Source organism: Acidovorax sp. NN32, assembly GCF_057597245.1.
The window spans coordinates 450,880-464,829 of record NZ_CP199679.1 but is presented as its reverse complement, the minus strand read 5'-3'; the positions used below and the strand labels follow the sequence as shown (position 1 = coordinate 464,829).

General features: G+C 61.4%; 18 protein-coding genes. 9 read left to right on the top strand and 9 right to left on the bottom strand.

Translation table 11 applies throughout. The features are described from left to right. Positions 1-102: 102 nt before the first annotated feature. From ACT89O_RS02220 to ACT89O_RS02195, 6 genes are all read left to right on the top strand, one after another. Entirely contained in the window at positions 103-714 is a 612-nt protein-coding gene (locus tag ACT89O_RS02220; RefSeq protein WP_370460100.1) for a LemA family protein, read from the top strand. A 37-nt stretch (positions 715-751) separates the two neighbouring features. Further along, a complete protein-coding gene (locus tag ACT89O_RS02215; protein WP_487261686.1) occupies positions 752-1,696 on the top strand; it encodes a TPM domain-containing protein in 945 nt (314 codons plus the stop codon). A 2-nt stretch (positions 1,697-1,698) separates the two neighbouring features. After that, entirely contained in the window at positions 1,699-2,244 is a 546-nt protein-coding gene (locus ACT89O_RS02210; RefSeq protein ID WP_487261685.1) for a TPM domain-containing protein, read from the top strand. A gap of 457 nt (positions 2,245-2,701) precedes the next feature. After that, complete coding sequence (locus ACT89O_RS02205) at positions 2,702-2,989, top strand: DUF4148 domain-containing protein (RefSeq protein ID WP_121419970.1); 288 nt, start codon at positions 2,702-2,704, stop codon at positions 2,987-2,989. An 82-nt stretch (positions 2,990-3,071) separates the two neighbouring features. Next, the gene (locus tag ACT89O_RS02200) at positions 3,072-3,365 is read left to right on the top strand and encodes a DUF4148 domain-containing protein (protein WP_121419969.1); all 294 of its coding nucleotides are present in this window, start codon (positions 3,072-3,074) and stop codon (positions 3,363-3,365) included. Positions 3,366-3,515: 150 nt separating this feature from the next. Further along, positions 3,516-4,343 (top strand): hypothetical protein, encoded by an 828-nt coding sequence (locus ACT89O_RS02195; RefSeq protein WP_487261684.1) that lies wholly within the window; start codon positions 3,516-3,518, stop codon positions 4,341-4,343. A gap of 94 nt (positions 4,344-4,437) precedes the next feature. Here the strand turns inward: ACT89O_RS02195 and ACT89O_RS02190 are convergent, their stop codons facing one another. The 9 genes from ACT89O_RS02190 to ACT89O_RS02150 form a co-directional block, all read right to left on the bottom strand. Further along, positions 4,438-4,854, bottom strand: a complete 417-nt coding sequence (locus ACT89O_RS02190) for a F0F1 ATP synthase subunit epsilon (RefSeq protein ID WP_010467232.1) — start codon at positions 4,852-4,854, stop codon at positions 4,438-4,440. Positions 4,855-4,929: 75 nt separating this feature from the next. Beyond that, positions 4,930-6,336: a F0F1 ATP synthase subunit beta gene (atpD, locus tag ACT89O_RS02185; protein WP_055396243.1), complete on the bottom strand. Its 1,407-nt coding sequence runs from the start codon at positions 6,334-6,336 to the stop codon at positions 4,930-4,932. Positions 6,337-6,369: 33 nt separating this feature from the next. Next, positions 6,370-7,236 (bottom strand): F0F1 ATP synthase subunit gamma, encoded by an 867-nt coding sequence (atpG, locus tag ACT89O_RS02180; RefSeq protein WP_055396242.1) that lies wholly within the window; start codon positions 7,234-7,236, stop codon positions 6,370-6,372. 18 nt (positions 7,237-7,254) lie between these two features. Further along, positions 7,255-8,808 (bottom strand): F0F1 ATP synthase subunit alpha, encoded by a 1,554-nt coding sequence (gene atpA / locus ACT89O_RS02175; protein ID WP_055396240.1) that lies wholly within the window; start codon positions 8,806-8,808, stop codon positions 7,255-7,257. Between the two features lie 42 nt (positions 8,809-8,850). Then, the gene (locus ACT89O_RS02170; RefSeq protein WP_055396238.1) at positions 8,851-9,393 is read right to left on the bottom strand and encodes a F0F1 ATP synthase subunit delta; all 543 of its coding nucleotides are present in this window, start codon (positions 9,391-9,393) and stop codon (positions 8,851-8,853) included. 10 nt (positions 9,394-9,403) lie between these two features. After that, positions 9,404-9,874 carry a F0F1 ATP synthase subunit B gene (locus ACT89O_RS02165; RefSeq protein ID WP_007847746.1) on the bottom strand — a complete coding sequence of 157 codons (471 nt, stop codon included), beginning with the start codon at positions 9,872-9,874 and terminating at the stop codon, positions 9,404-9,406. Positions 9,875-9,908: 34 nt separating this feature from the next. Next, complete coding sequence (atpE, locus tag ACT89O_RS02160; RefSeq protein ID WP_007847749.1) at positions 9,909-10,178, bottom strand: F0F1 ATP synthase subunit C; 270 nt, start codon at positions 10,176-10,178, stop codon at positions 9,909-9,911. A 60-nt stretch (positions 10,179-10,238) separates the two neighbouring features. Next, a complete protein-coding gene (atpB, locus tag ACT89O_RS02155) occupies positions 10,239-11,117 on the bottom strand; it encodes a F0F1 ATP synthase subunit A (RefSeq protein WP_121422014.1) in 879 nt (292 codons plus the stop codon). Positions 11,118-11,136: 19 nt separating this feature from the next. Next, the gene (locus tag ACT89O_RS02150; protein ID WP_487261683.1) at positions 11,137-11,610 is read right to left on the bottom strand and encodes an ATP synthase subunit I; all 474 of its coding nucleotides are present in this window, start codon (positions 11,608-11,610) and stop codon (positions 11,137-11,139) included. Between the two features lie 275 nt (positions 11,611-11,885). On the opposite strand from ACT89O_RS02150, the gene ACT89O_RS02145 reads away from it, so the two are divergent. From ACT89O_RS02145 to lipA, 3 genes are read left to right on the top strand one after another with little or no spacing between them, the layout of a single operon-like run. Next, entirely contained in the window at positions 11,886-12,203 is a 318-nt protein-coding gene (locus ACT89O_RS02145) for a YbeD family protein (RefSeq protein WP_055396230.1), read from the top strand. Positions 12,204-12,229: 26 nt separating this feature from the next. Beyond that, positions 12,230-12,925, top strand: a complete 696-nt coding sequence (gene lipB, locus ACT89O_RS02140) for a lipoyl(octanoyl) transferase LipB (RefSeq protein ID WP_487261682.1) — start codon at positions 12,230-12,232, stop codon at positions 12,923-12,925. A gap of 15 nt (positions 12,926-12,940) precedes the next feature. Then, positions 12,941-13,921, top strand: coding sequence for a lipoyl synthase (lipA, locus tag ACT89O_RS02135; protein WP_055396226.1), 981 nt, complete (start codon positions 12,941-12,943; stop codon positions 13,919-13,921). Positions 13,922-13,950: the final 29 nt, after the last annotated feature.

Genomic DNA, 13,950 nt, shown 5'->3' with positions numbered 1-13,950 from the left:
ACGGCACTTGTTGCAGAATCAGCCAAGCTGCCGGTTGATGGCACCTTGGCATCTTGTCTCTGTGCCCCAAACTGTCCCTGAACTCCACCTGGCGAAGCCACCATGATCCAACGCATTTTTGCCCTGCTGACCGCCCTGCTGGCGCTCAGCGCATTGACCGGCTGCGGCTACAACGACTTCCAGCGGCTGGACGAACAGTCCAAGGCCGCGTGGAGCGAGGTCCTCAACCAGTACCAGCGCCGCGCAGACCTTGTGCCCAACATCGTCGCCACCGTCAAGGGCGAGGCCAACTTCGAGCAGGAAACCCTGACCCGCGTGGTCGAGGCGCGCGCCAAGGCCACCTCGATCCAGGTCACGCCCGAGACCCTGAACAACCCCGAGGCGTTCAACAAGTTCCAGCAGGCACAGGGCGAGTTGTCGGGCGCGCTGTCGCGGCTGATGGTGGTGTCCGAGCGCTATCCCACGCTGCAGGCCAACCAGGGCTTTCGCGACCTGCGCGTGACGCTGGAAGGCACCGAGAACCGCATCACCGTGGCGCGCAACCGCTACATCCAGACGGTGCAGGAATACAACGTGCTCGCGCGCAGCTTTCCCACCAACCTGACGGCCATGGCGTTCAGCTATGCGCCCAAGCCCAGCTTCACCGTGGCCAACGAAGCCCAGATCTCCGCGCCGCCCACCGTGGATTTCTCCGCGTCCAAGCCCAAGCCTTGAACACGGCACTCCTCACCGCTGAGAGTTTGAGCGAAATATGCTCCTAGCGCTTATCTATAAAGCGCTGATAGCTATATTATTAATAGCATCTGCAGTCCCATGGGCGCATGCTGACGGCGGTCTGTTGCCCGTGCCCGTGCTCACCGGCCCCGTCATCGACCAGACCGGCACCCTGAGCGCCTCCGACAAGGCCGCGTTGGAGACGCAGCTGCAAACGCTGGAGCAGACCCGGGGCGCGCAGGTGGTGGTGCTGATGGTGCCCACCACCGCTCCCGAAGACATTGCATCGTTCGCCAACCGCGTGGGCAACACCTGGAAGATCGGGCGCCGCGACGTGGGTGACGGCGTGCTCGTGATCGTGGCCAAGAACGACCGCAAGATGCGCATCGAGGTCGCCAAGGCCCTGGAAGGCGCCGTCCCCGACATTGCAGCAGCGCGCATCATCGACGGCGCCATGAAGCCCCGGTTCCAGCAAAGCGACTATGCAGGCGGGCTGCGCGACGCAGTCACCCAGCTCTCCGCACGCATAGCCGGTGAGGCGTTGCCAGCACCCGCGAGCAACAGCGGCACCGCAGTCCACAGCCCCGACACCAGCCGCGACGGATTCGACTGGACGGACCTCGCCATCTTTTTGTTTTTCGGCGTGATGGTGGCGGGACCGGTGATGCGCAGCATTTTTGGCAGCCGCCTCGGGGGCCTGCTCATGGGCGGCGGTGTGGGCTTGTTGGCCTTTGTGGTCACCTCCAGCCTGATCGTGGCGGGCGGCGCCGGCCTCCTCGCACTGCTTTACACCTGGATCTTCGGCGGCACTGGCGGTGGCAGCAGCCGACGGCGTGGTCGAGGCGGTGCGGCGGTCGGTGGCTGGGGCGCGGGTGTCGGCGGCGGAGGCTGGAGCGGCGGTGGCAGCAGCAGCGACAGTGGCGGGTTCAGCTCGGGTGGCGGAGGCGATTTTGGAGGCGGCGGCGCCTCGGGGGACTGGTGAACATGGGTCCAGGATCAACCACCACCACCTCCATAGCGACCTTACCGGCCGCCCTCTGGCGCCTGGCCTGCCATCGCTGGGGCGAACCCCAGGCACGCCGTGCGCTACCCGGCGACACCCTGGAGCGCCTGGCCGCGCGGGTGGCTGCCAGCGAGCAGCAGCACACGGGCCAGATCCGCATCGTCGCCGAAGCCAGCCTGCCCTGGAGCTACCTGCGCCGCAACGCCAGCGCGCGCGAACGCGCCCTCATGCTGTTCAGCAAATACCGCGTGTGGGACACCGAGCACAACAACGGCGTCTTGATCTACCTGCTGCTGCCCGAACACGCGATAGAGATCGTGGCCGACCGGGGCCTTGCCCGGCATGTGGCAGCGGACGAATGGCGCGATGTGATTGCGCTGATGGCTCCCCGCTTTCGCCAGGAGCAGTACGAAGAGGGTCTCGCACAGGCCGTCGACGCCGTGTCCTTGCGCCTTGCCCGGCACTTTCCACGCCTGCCCGATACGCCCGGGCACAACGAATTGCCGGACGCACCGGTGCTGCGCTAGACATCGCTCGCGCAGCCTCCACGGCGGGAGGCTGATCGCACGGAGTTGCCTCCAGAAAGTGGGTTGACGCTGCGGGCTTTTGACGGCCCGCCCAAGCGATTTGCGGGCCCAGCAGAAGCGCGGTTTGTTGGGGGAGTGGCTGGCGCTTCCTGCACCGTGCATGTCTTTCAGGGCATTCTCACTGTTCCAAATGAGCCGCAGGGTTTTCCTCTAGATCACCTTGTTTCAAGGCGATCTTCTCGCTCATTACGAAATCCGCGACCGAAGTTCCCAGCCTATTGTTTCCAATACTGGAACAGTTAGTTTGCGACTCGGTGGTTTTTCTTTGGACTTCGCCCGCGTACAGTTCAACCCATCGATGAGCCGAACCCGCAAGGCGACTCACCGAACCCGGTTCAGGAATGGTTTTTTGACCCGGCTTTTTTGAGACGCTTTTTAACTTCCAAGGATTTTCATCATGAACAACACCGCCCGCTTCCTCTCCATCGCTGCCGTTGCCGCTTTCGCATCTTTCGGCGCACAGGCTGACGAAGCCGATGCTTCGCAATTCGCTACCAAATTTGAAACCAACCGCACCCGCGCTGAAGTGCAGGCAGAAGCCGCCAGCGTTGCCCAGACCCGCTCCATCGAGCCGGCAGGCTCGCGTGTGTTGACCTACACGTCCACGGCTGACCGCGCTGCCGTGCGTGCCCAGGCTGCAGAAGCCCTGCGAGCTGGCCAGATCCCTTCGGGTGAACGTGGTTGATTCTTGTTGAATCCACGGTTCACACGTTTTCGTATTGCCAAGTACCTCGTCCCTATTTTTTGAATTTCACTGGAGTTTCACCATGAACAAGTCTGTCCGTTTCCTCTCTATCGCCGCTGTTGCCGCTTTCACTGCTTTCGGCGCCCACGCTGACGAAGCCGATGGTTCGCAATTTGCCCTGAAGTTCGACACGAACCGCACCCGTGCCGAAGTGGCCGCTGAAGCCGCCACTGTGGCCCAGACCCGCAGCATCGAGCCTGCTGGTTCGCGTGTGGTGACCTACACGTCCACGGCTGACCGCGCTGCTGTGCGCGCCCAGGCTGCTGAAGCCCTGCGCACTGGCAAGATCCCTTCGGGCGAATTCAGCGCCATGTAATTCGCGCGGGAGGTACTGCGGTCGTTGTCACGGCTGCAGCCCGATGCTGAAAGCAAAAAGCCGAGGCCCCGTGAGGGGCCTCGGCTTTTTTCTGCCCTGCCAATCGTGAAGAGATTGACAATGGCACAGTCACCGGCCCAGAACACCTCAATGGCTTCCAGCTACCGCTCCATCGACCATGTCATGCTGCGCCTTCACGCAGCCGAGCCTTTGTTTCAGCTCTTCAGCGAGACCTTCGGGTTGCCCGTGGCCTGGCCCTTGCAACGCACTGATTTCGCCACGTATGGCTGGGTCCATCTGGGCAACACTGACCTCGAATTGTGGGCAGCGACCGCCAACGGCGATCTTCCCGACCATGCGCAACCGCCCTTGATCCACGGTTTTGCTCTGGAGCCTGCTTCGCCCTTGGCCGAAAGTCTGGAGTACGCGATGGAGGCAGGCATCACTTGCAAGCCTCCCCGCGCCTTCCAGTCCGAGAACAGCCGGGGCGAAAGCTTCACCAATTTCACCAATTCCGTGCTGCTTGAGCTTTCCGCTCCAAGCTGTTGTGTGTTCTTTTGCGAGTGGGATCGGCGTGCGGCCCTCTACCCCTGGCCCGAAACCGCAACGCCGGTAGAACGCCGCGCGCAGCATCGGCAGGCCCTGCAGGACAGCGGGGGCGGCCCCCTGGGAATCACCGGACTGCATGCCCTGCGCATGGGCACCCCGGATGTGCAAACACACCAGCACCGTTGGTGGGCACTCACAGGCTCGCAGCCTGGCCATCCCATTGCAGTCATGCCGGATGTCTGTCTGGAGCTGGTTCCAGGAGACCACTTGCTGATTGAATCGCTGTCGCTGAGCGTGCGCTCACTATCTATAGCGCGTGCCTTTCTGAGCAGCCGGCATTTGCTCCAGGCGGACAGCGGCGATGTGCTTTCCGTGGCGTGTGAAGGGCTGCAACTTCACCTGCTGGAAACGTCCCCCGCCTTGCCTTAGTGCAGACTTCCATGACCGCTTGCTGTTTTGCAGCAGGCGGGCATAAAAAAACCCGGCCAAGCCGGGTTTTGGGGCAGATCCACCAAGATCTGAATCACTTCTTCTGGCGGAACTTGCGAAGCGCAGCAATCTGCGCCGCCATCACGGCCAGTTCGGACTGGGCCTTGGCCAGGTCGATTTCGCTCTTGGCATTCTTGAGCGCTTCCTCGGCGGAGGCCTTGGCGGCGTTGGCCTTCTCGTCGTCCAGGTCCTTGCCACGGATGGCGGTATCGGACAACACAGTCACGCAATTGGGCTGCACTTCCAGAATGCCACCGGCCACGAAGACAAACTCTTCGGAACCGTCAGCCATTTCGATGCGCACCGAGCCCGGCTTGATACGGGTGATCAGCGGGGTGTGGCGGGGATAGATGCCCAACTCGCCAGCTTCGCCCGGCAGCGCCACGAAACGCGCTTCACCGGAGAAGATGGACTCTTCGGCACTGACCACATCAACGTGGATGGTGTTCATCATTGCTCCTAGGAAAAGGTGGGTTGCTTGATTGCTGAAGGCCGAGCGGCGGTAGGCTGCTCAGCCGCCGGGCAATCAGGCCACCTTCTTGGCCTTTTCGAAGGCTTCGTCAATGGTGCCCACCATGTAGAACGCCTGTTCTGGCAGGTGATCGCATTCGCCGTTCACGATCATCTTGAAACCACGGATGGTTTCCGACAGTGGAACGTACTTGCCTGGCGAGCCCGTGAACACTTCGGCCACGTGGAAAGGCTGCGACAGGAAACGCTGGATCTTGCGAGCGCGGGCCACGGCCAGCTTGTCTTCAGGTGCCAGTTCGTCCATGCCCAGAATGGCGATGATGTCGCGCAGTTCCTTGTAGCGCTGCAGCGTGCCTTGCACCGCACGGGCCGTAGCGTAGTGGTCTTCGCCCACGACGTTCGGGTCCAGCTGGCGGCTGGTGGAGTCCAGAGGATCCACAGCAGGGTAGATACCCAGCGAGGCGATGTCACGCGAAAGCACCACGGTGGAGTCCAAGTGGGCGAACGTCGTGGCAGGCGATGGGTCGGTCAAGTCATCGGCAGGCACGTACACGGCCTGGATGGAGGTGATCGAGCCGACCTTGGTCGACGTAATACGCTCTTGCAGACGGCCCATTTCTTCGGCCAGCGTAGGTTGGTAGCCCACGGCGGAAGGCATGCGGCCCAGCAGAGCGGACACTTCGGTACCGGCCAGCGTGTAGCGGTAGATGTTGTCCACGAAGAACAGCACGTCACGGCCTTCGTCGCGGAACGACTCGGCGATGGTCAGGCCGGTCAGCGCAACGCGCAGACGGTTGCCTGGGGGCTCGTTCATCTGGCCGTACACCATGGCAACCTTGGACTCTTCGAGCTTCTCCAGGTTGACCACGCCGGAATCGGCCATTTCATGGTAGAAGTCGTTCCCTTCGCGGGTACGCTCGCCCACACCAGCGAACACCGACAGACCGCTGTGGGCCTTGGCGATGTTGTTGATGAGTTCCATCATGTTCACGGTCTTGCCCACGCCGGCGCCACCGAACAGGCCCACCTTGCCGCCCTTGGCGAACGGGCACACCAGGTCGATCACCTTGATACCAGTTTCCAGCAGCTCTTGCGAAGGCGACAGTTCGTCGTACGCAGGGGCCTTGCGGTGGATGGAGGCCGTCAGTTCCTGGCTCACGGGACCACGTTCGTCGATGGGAGCACCCAACACGTCCATGATGCGGCCCAGCGTCGCCTTGCCCACGGGCACGGTGATGGAGTTGCCGGTGTTGGTCACCATGATGCCGCGGCGCAGGCCGTCGGACGAACCCAGCGCAATGGTACGCACCACGCCGTCGCCCAGCTGCTGCTGCACTTCCAGCGTCAGGGTCGAACCGTCGAGCTTCAGAGCGTCGTAAATCTTGGGCATCTGGTCGCGCGGGAACTCAACGTCCACCACAGCGCCGATACATTGAACAATCTTGCCTTGCACTTGAGCCATTTTTCGCTCCAATAAAGATGTTGGTTGAGCTGCTTACACAGCAGCGGCGCCAGCCACGATTTCCGAAAGTTCTTTCGTGATCGCTGCCTGGCGCGTCTTGTTGTAGACCAGCTTCAACTCGCCAATGACGCTGCCGGCGTTGTCGGTGGCGGCCTTCATGGCCACCATGCGTGCCGACTGCTCGGACGCCATGTTTTCCGCAACGGCCTGGTAGATCAGGGACTCGACATAGCGGACCAGCAGATCGTCGATCACGGTCTGTGCATCGGGCTCGTAGATGTAGTCCCAGCCATGTTCGGTCTTGTCGGCCTGCATCTGCGCGGACGACAGGGGGAGCAACTGCTCCACCACCGATTCCTGCTTCATGGTGTTGATGAACTTGGTGTACGAGAGGTACACCGCGTTGATCTTGCCTTCAGCATACGCATCGAGCAGCACCTTGACCGGTCCGATCAGCTTGTCCAGATGGGGCGTGTCGCCCAGGCCCGTCACGTGCGAAACCACCTTGGCACCGACACGGTTCAGGAAACCCAGGCCCTTGTTGCCAATGGCAACCGCCTCGGTGGACACGCCAGCGCCCTGCAGCTCACGCAGCTTGGACGTCACGACGCGCAGCACGTTGGTGTTCATGCCACCGCACAGGCCCTTGTCGGTCGTCACCACGATCACGCCAGCCGTCTTGGCATCGTTCACTTTCATGAACGGATGCACGTATTCAGGGTTGGCCTGGCCAAGATTGGCTGCAATGTTGCGGATCTTCTCGCTGTAAGGGCGGGCAGCCCGCATCCGCTCTTGCGCCTTGCGCATTTTGGATGCAGCCACCATTTCCATGGCTTTGGTGATCTTTTTGGTGTTCTCCACCGACTTGATCTTGCCGCGTATTTCCTTGCCTGCTGCCATGATGGCTCCTCGTCCGGTTTAAGCGAACGACTTCTTGAACGCGGCGATGGCTGCGGTCAATTCGGCTTCTGCGTCCTTGTCCATGGCCTTGGCCTGTTCCAGCTTGGCCAGCAGAGCGGCGTGGCTGGTCTTCAGGAACTGGTGAAGGCCGTGTTCGAAGTCGAGAACCTTCTTGACGTCGATGTCGTCCATGAAGCCCTTGTTCACAGCAAACAGCGTGGAAGCCATCAGCGAGATGGACAGCGGGCTGTACTGCGCCTGCTTGAGCAATTCAGTCACGCGGGCACCGCGGTCGAGCTGCTTGCGGGTGGCTTCATCGAGGTCGGAAGCGAACTGCGCGAACGCAGCCAGTTCACGGTACTGGGCCAGGTCGGTACGGATACCACCGGACAGGTTCTTAACCAGCTTCGTCTGGGCAGCACCACCGACGCGCGACACCGAGATACCGGCGTTGATGGCGGGGCGGATACCGGCGTTGAACAGCGAGGTTTCCAGGAAGATCTGGCCGTCAGTGATCGAGATCACGTTGGTAGGCACGAAAGCGGACACGTCGCCAGCTTGCGTTTCGATGATCGGCAGTGCGGTCAGCGAACCGGTCTTGCCCTTGACTTCACCCTTGGTGAAGGCTTCGACGTAGTCGGCATTCACGCGGGCTGCACGTTCGAGCAGACGGCTGTGGAGATAGAACACGTCGCCAGGGTAGGCTTCGCGGCCTGGTGGGCGACGCAGCAGCAGCGACACTTGGCGGTACGCAACAGCTTGCTTGGACAGGTCGTCATACACGATCAGGGCGTCTTCGCCACGGTCGCGGAAGTATTCGCCCATGGTGCAGCCGGAGTAGGCCGACACGTACTGCATGGCGGCCGATTCGGAGGCCGATGCGGCCACAACAATCGTGTATTCCATGGCACCGGCTTGTTCCAGTGCGCGCACCACGTTCTTGATCGACGAAGCCTTCTGACCGATGGCAACGTAAATACAGGTCACGCCTTGGCCCTTCTGGGCGATGATGGCGTCGATGGCCACTGCCGTCTTGCCGGTCTGGCGGTCACCAATGATCAGCTCGCGCTGGCCACGGCCCACAGGCACCATGGAGTCGATGGACTTCAGGCCGGTTTGCAGAGGCTGGTCCACCGATTTACGGGCGATCACGCCCGGAGCGACCTTTTCGATCACGTCGGTGAGCTTGGCGTTGATAGGACCCTTGCCATCAATAGGCTGGCCCAGGGCGTTCACCACGCGGCCGATCAGCTCAGGACCGACGGGTACTTCCAGAATACGGCCCGTGCACTTGACGGTGTCGCCTTCGGAGATGTGCTCGTACTCACCCAGAATCACGGCGCCGACGGAGTCGCGCTCAAGGTTCAACGCCAGGCCGTAGGAAGGCTGGCCGTCCTTGGTGGCGGGGAACTCCAGCATTTCGCCTTGCATCACGTCCGACAGGCCGTGAACGCGAACGATACCGTCCGACACAGACACCACGGTGCCCTGATTGCGGATATCGCTGCTGGCAGCCAGACCTTCGATGCGGCTCTTGATGAGTTCAGAAATTTCTGCGGGATTGAGTTGCATGACTCTTTCCTTCTTTCTTTGGTTCGCTGTCCTCGCCGCGCGTTACGCGGTGAGGGCCGCTTTCATTTGTTCAAGACGGGCCTTGACCGAAGTGTCCAGCACCTCGTCACCCACCACTACGCGAATGCCGCCGATCAGGGACTCGTCCTGCTGAACAGCGAGATTGAGCTTGCGGCCGAAGCGCTTTTCCAGCGCTGCGCTGACCTCGGACAGTGCGGCACTGTCCATCGGAAAAGCGCTGTACACCACGGCATCCGAAGAGCCGTTGCGGCGATTCACGAGGGTACGAAACTGCGAAGCCACTTCCGGGAGCGCGTTGATGCGTCCGTTGTCGATGACTGTGCGCAGGAAATTCTTGGCCGTATCGGACAGCGCCGAACGCGCAACACCCGTGAAGACGGCAAACACCTGGTCTGCCGTCACCTTGGGGTTGTCCGCCAGCTGACGCAACTGGGGGTTGGCGGCAATGGCCGCCAGTTCATCGACCCAGTCAGCGGTGCTGGCCAGGTCCATGCCCGCACCCGCAGTAGCGGCCTTGAACAGGGCATCGGCGTAAGGGCGGGCAATGGTGGCGAGTTCAGCCATGTGTGTCCCCTTACAGCTCGGTCTTCAGGCGGTTGAGCAGGTCGGCGTGAACGCCGGCATTGACTTCCTTACGGAGAATCTGCTCAGCACCCTTGACGGCCAGCGCTGCCACCTGCTCACGCAGGGCTTCGCGGGCTTGCACCGTTTGCTGCTCGGCTTCGGCACGGGCGGAGGCAACAATCTTGTTGCCTTCTTCCGTGGCGCGTGCCTTGGCTTCTTCGATGATGGCCTGGGCACGTCGGTCGGCGTCCGCAAGACGCGAGGCCGTTTCGTTGCGCGCCTGTGACAGCTCCTTTTCGACGCGCTGGTTGGCAGCGGTCAGTTCGGACTTGGCACGGTCGGCAGCAGCGAGGCCTTCGGCGATTTTCTGGGCTCGTTCATCCAACGCCTTCGCGATCGGGGGCCACACGAATTTCATCGTGAACCACACCAGGATCAAGAAGACGATGGCCTGAATGAACAGGGTCGCATTGATACTCACGGCAACACCTTTCTAGAGTGGCGTTGAACGGGACTTACTTGGGCAGGTTGGCCAAGAACGTCGAAGCGAAGGGGTTGGCGAAAGCGAACAGCAGAGCGATAGCCACGCCGATCAGGAAGGCGGCGTCGATCAGACCAGCCAAGATGAACATCTTGGTTTGCAGTTCGTTGATCAGTTCAGGCTGACGTGCCGACGATTCGAGGAACTTGCCGCCCATCAGTGCGATACCGATGGAAGCGCCGATAGCGCCCAGACCAACGATCAGACCACAAGCCAGAGCGACGAGACCGAGAATGTTTTCCATGATGACTCCTGAGTTAAAAAAAGAAAGGTTGAAAAAGAAAAGGGAAACGAAAGGGAACCGTTAGTGCGCGTTGTGCGCCTGACCGAGGTAGATCAGTGCAAGCATCATGAAGATGAAGGCTTGCAGAGAGATCACCAGAATGTGGAACAGCGTCCAGATGGTGCCAGCGATGACGTGGCCCACAGGCAGCAGCACACCCGACAGCGACAGTGCAGCCGCACCACCCATCAGGGCGATCAGCATGAACACCAGTTCACCGGCGTACATGTTGCCGAACAACCGCATGCCATGCGATACGGTGTTGGCGACATATTCAATGATCTGCATCAGCAGATTCACGACGCCCAGAATCAGGGCGAAGATGGGGTTCTTGCTGGTGCCGAACGGAGCCGACACGAGTTCATGCGCCCAGCCGCCAGCGCCCTTGATCTTGACGCTGTACCAGAAGCGCAGGATCAGAATGGCAAATGCCAGCCCCAGGGTGGTGGACAGGTCGGCCGTAGGCACGACACGCAGATAGGCGTGGTGGGGATCATGACCAGCAGCGCCATAGATCTTGGCCCAGATGGCGGGCAGCAGGTCCACCGGCAACATGTCCATGAAGTTCATCAGGAAGATCCAGACAAACACCGTGAGACCCAGAGGAGCAATGAACTTGCGGCTCTCGGCGTTGTGGATATTGGCCTTGGCCTGGTTGTCCACCATCTCGACCAGCATTTCCACCGCCGCCTGGAAGCGACCGGGCACACCGGAGGTTGCCTTACGGGCAGCTGACCACAGAATCAAAAGGGTGAGCACACCCAGAACCAGACCGACGATGATCGAGTCGTAGTTGATGACGGTGAAATCAACAATCTTGGTCTGGTTGACGTTTTGAAGATGCTGCAGGTGGTGAACGATGTATTCACTTGCAGTCGGAGCGTGCGCTTCTGCGGCCATCGGACAACTCTTCTCTATATCAATCGGTTTTTCGGACACCGGGTCGCACCAAAAGCGCCACCCAGTACGTTTTCATTGCGACCACCATGCCAACCAGCAAGGCAATCCAGCTCAAGCCCGACACCAGCCGAGGTGCCGCAGCAAGCAGCGCCACCGTCAGCACGATCTTGGCAATCTCCCAACCAAAGAATCCCACCATGGCAGCACGCGGCTTGGAAGACGCCGAATGGCGCAACACACCGCGTGCAAACAACGCTGCCGGAGCCACCACAGCCAGCGCACCATAAGCCGCAGACCAGCCCACCGATGCACTGCCCGTCAGAGCCCAGGCCATCAGGGCCACCAACATCCCGACCAGTGCCTGACCCGCCACCACCTTCCACACAGAGATGGAAGGATTGCGACTGCGCCACACCTCAGCCTCCTCGGCCGTCAGGGGCTTGAAGTCAGATTCTTCAGCCTCAATTTCAGTCTCAGGCGGGATTGTTTTCATTGTTGAATGACGCCCGCGTTACAGACTGCAACTTTCACAAAGCCTCTAATTATAAGTAAAAACCCGTGACGCACGACAAAGACCTGCAAGCCCGGCCCAAAACCGGTGCGCGTGCATGCGCTGTTGTGGTGACAGGCCAACGGCTTTCCGATCCTTCCCGCACTGCCGTGCACTGGCCTGGGGCAGGCTGTCTGCACCCAAGCGGCAGCACAACAACCCCGCTGGCGCACAATAGCAAAGCCCCGCCAGCTATTGAAACCGAAGCAGTACGCACCATGACAACCTCCAGCCCACCACCTGCCAATGGCCTCGACACACAGGCTAACGATCCACGCAAAGACTCGTTGATCGAATACCCCTCCAGGTTCCCCATCAAGGTCATGGGCGCCAAGGTGGACGGCTTTGTGCATGCTGTCACTGAACTGGCCCGCCAGTTCGACCCCACTTTTGACGCCAGCACCATTGAACTGCGAGACAGCCGCGCTGGCAATTACCTCGGAGTAACCATCACTATCACCGCGACCAGCCGGGAGCAGCTCGACGACCTGTACCGCGCACTGTCGTCACACCCCCTGGTGAAAGTGGTGCTGTAGCCCCGGGGCTGCAGCATATTTGCCGCATGACCATCGACATTCGCATGCTGGGCCGCGTGGACTACGCCACCACCGTCCAGGCCATGCAGGACTACACCACCGCGCGTTCGGCCGGTACACCCGACGTGCTCTGGGTGTGCGAGCACGCACCGCTGTACACACAAGGGCTCGCAGGCAAAAGTGATCACGTGCTGAACCCGGGCAACATTCCGGTTGTAGCCACCAACCGTGGCGGGCAGGTCACTTTCCACGGCCCCGGCCAGGTGGTGGCCTATCCACTGATCGACCTGCAGCGCGCAGGTTACTTCGTCAAGGAGTACGTCTACCGCGTGGAAGAAGCCGTGATCCGCACGCTGGCGCACTTTGGCATCACGGGCCACCGCGTGGGCGGCGCGCCTGGCATCTATGTGCGGCTGGACGACCCACACAGCCACGCCCTGCTGCAGCAGCGTCCGCAAAAGCGCATCGGCACGGCGGCGCCAATCCCGGACTTCGAGGGCCTGGGCAAGATCGCCGCCCTGGGTATCAAGGTCAGTCGACACAGCACCTACCACGGCGTGGCGCTCAATGTGGCGATGGACCTGGAGCCCTTTGCGCGCATCAACCCTTGCGGTTACGCAGGTTTGCAAACGGTGGACCTTTCTACAATCGGGGTCCACACCACCTGGGAAGAAGCCGCGCAGGTGCTGGGCCAGCAGCTCAGCATCCGGTTGGCGCCCTGAACCTGCCTACATGCCATGAGCACCCCTGAAGTCGTCCGCGAAGCGCAATCCACCGAAGCCTACAACCCGCTGGCCAAGCAAAAAGCGGCCGCCAAGCTCTCGCGCATTCCGATCAAGGTCGAGCAAGGCGAAGTGCTCAAGAAGCCCGAGTGGATTCGCGTGAAGGCGGGCAGCCCCACCACACGCTTCTACGAGATCAAGGAGATCCTGCGCGAGCACAAGCTGCACACGGTGTGCGAAGAAGCCTCCTGCCCCAACATCGGCGAGTGTTTCGGCAAGGGCACGGCCACCTTCATGATCATGGGCGACAAGTGCACGCGCCGCTGCCCGTTCTGCGACGTGGGCCACGGCCGCCCCGACCCGCTGGACAAGGACGAGCCCCTGAACCTGGCCAAGACCATCGCCGCGCTCAAGCTCAAGTACGTGGTGATCACCAGCGTGGATCGCGACGATCTGCGCGACGGCGGCTCCGGCCATTTTGTGGAGTGCATCCAGAACATCCGCGAGTTATCGCCCGCTACGCAGATCGAGATCCTGGTGCCCGACTTCCGGGGCCGCGACGACCGTGCGCTCGAAATCCTGAAAGCCGCGCCACCCGACGTGATGAACCACAACCTGGAAACCGCACCCCGGCTGTACAAGGAAGCGCGCCCAGGCTCCGACTACCAGTTCAGCCTGAACCTGCTGAAAAAGTTCAAGGCCCTGCACCCCAATGTTCCCACCAAGAGCGGCATCATGGTTGGCTTGGGCGAGACGGACGAAGAGATCCTGCAGGTGATGCGCGACATGCGCGAACACAACATCGACATGCTGACCATCGGCCAGTACCTGTCGCCCAGCAACAGCCACCTGCCCGTGCGCCGCTACGTGCACCCCGACACCTTCAAGATGTTCGAGGAAGAGGCCTACAAGATGGGCTTCAGCCACGCTGCGGTTGGCGCCATGGTGCGCAGCAGCTACCACGCGGACCAGCAGGCGCACGCCGCTGGCGTTTAAGCCTGGCGGGACGCGCAACCCAGAGCACG

What these genes read in the sequence shown, in the direction of transcription:
- ACT89O_RS02220 (WP_370460100.1), top strand. Translation starts at nt 103, where the DNA reads ATGATCCAACGCATTTTTGCCCTGCTGACCGCCCTGCTGGCGCTCAGC.
- ACT89O_RS02215 (WP_487261686.1), top strand. Translation starts at nt 752, where the DNA reads ATGCTCCTAGCGCTTATCTATAAAGCGCTGATAGCTATATTATTAATA.
- ACT89O_RS02210 (WP_487261685.1), top strand. Translation starts at nt 1,699, where the DNA reads ATGGGTCCAGGATCAACCACCACCACCTCCATAGCGACCTTACCGGCC.
- ACT89O_RS02205 (WP_121419970.1), top strand. Translation starts at nt 2,702, where the DNA reads ATGAACAACACCGCCCGCTTCCTCTCCATCGCTGCCGTTGCCGCTTTC.
- ACT89O_RS02200 (WP_121419969.1), top strand. Translation starts at nt 3,072, where the DNA reads ATGAACAAGTCTGTCCGTTTCCTCTCTATCGCCGCTGTTGCCGCTTTC.
- ACT89O_RS02195 (WP_487261684.1), top strand. Translation starts at nt 3,516, where the DNA reads ATGGCTTCCAGCTACCGCTCCATCGACCATGTCATGCTGCGCCTTCAC.
- ACT89O_RS02190 (WP_010467232.1), bottom strand. Translation starts at nt 4,854, where the DNA reads ATGAACACCATCCACGTTGATGTGGTCAGTGCCGAAGAGTCCATCTTC.
- atpD (WP_055396243.1), bottom strand. Translation starts at nt 6,336, where the DNA reads ATGGCTCAAGTGCAAGGCAAGATTGTTCAATGTATCGGCGCTGTGGTG.
- atpG (WP_055396242.1), bottom strand. Translation starts at nt 7,236, where the DNA reads ATGGCAGCAGGCAAGGAAATACGCGGCAAGATCAAGTCGGTGGAGAAC.
- atpA (WP_055396240.1), bottom strand. Translation starts at nt 8,808, where the DNA reads ATGCAACTCAATCCCGCAGAAATTTCTGAACTCATCAAGAGCCGCATC.
- ACT89O_RS02170 (WP_055396238.1), bottom strand. Translation starts at nt 9,393, where the DNA reads ATGGCTGAACTCGCCACCATTGCCCGCCCTTACGCCGATGCCCTGTTC.
- atpE (WP_007847749.1), bottom strand. Translation starts at nt 10,178, where the DNA reads ATGGAAAACATTCTCGGTCTCGTCGCTCTGGCTTGTGGTCTGATCGTT.
- atpB (WP_121422014.1), bottom strand. Translation starts at nt 11,117, where the DNA reads ATGGCCGCAGAAGCGCACGCTCCGACTGCAAGTGAATACATCGTTCAC.
- ACT89O_RS02150 (WP_487261683.1), bottom strand. Translation starts at nt 11,610, where the DNA reads ATGAAAACAATCCCGCCTGAGACTGAAATTGAGGCTGAAGAATCTGAC.
- ACT89O_RS02145 (WP_055396230.1), top strand. Translation starts at nt 11,886, where the DNA reads ATGACAACCTCCAGCCCACCACCTGCCAATGGCCTCGACACACAGGCT.
- lipB (WP_487261682.1), top strand. Translation starts at nt 12,230, where the DNA reads ATGACCATCGACATTCGCATGCTGGGCCGCGTGGACTACGCCACCACC.
- lipA (WP_055396226.1), top strand. Translation starts at nt 12,941, where the DNA reads ATGAGCACCCCTGAAGTCGTCCGCGAAGCGCAATCCACCGAAGCCTAC.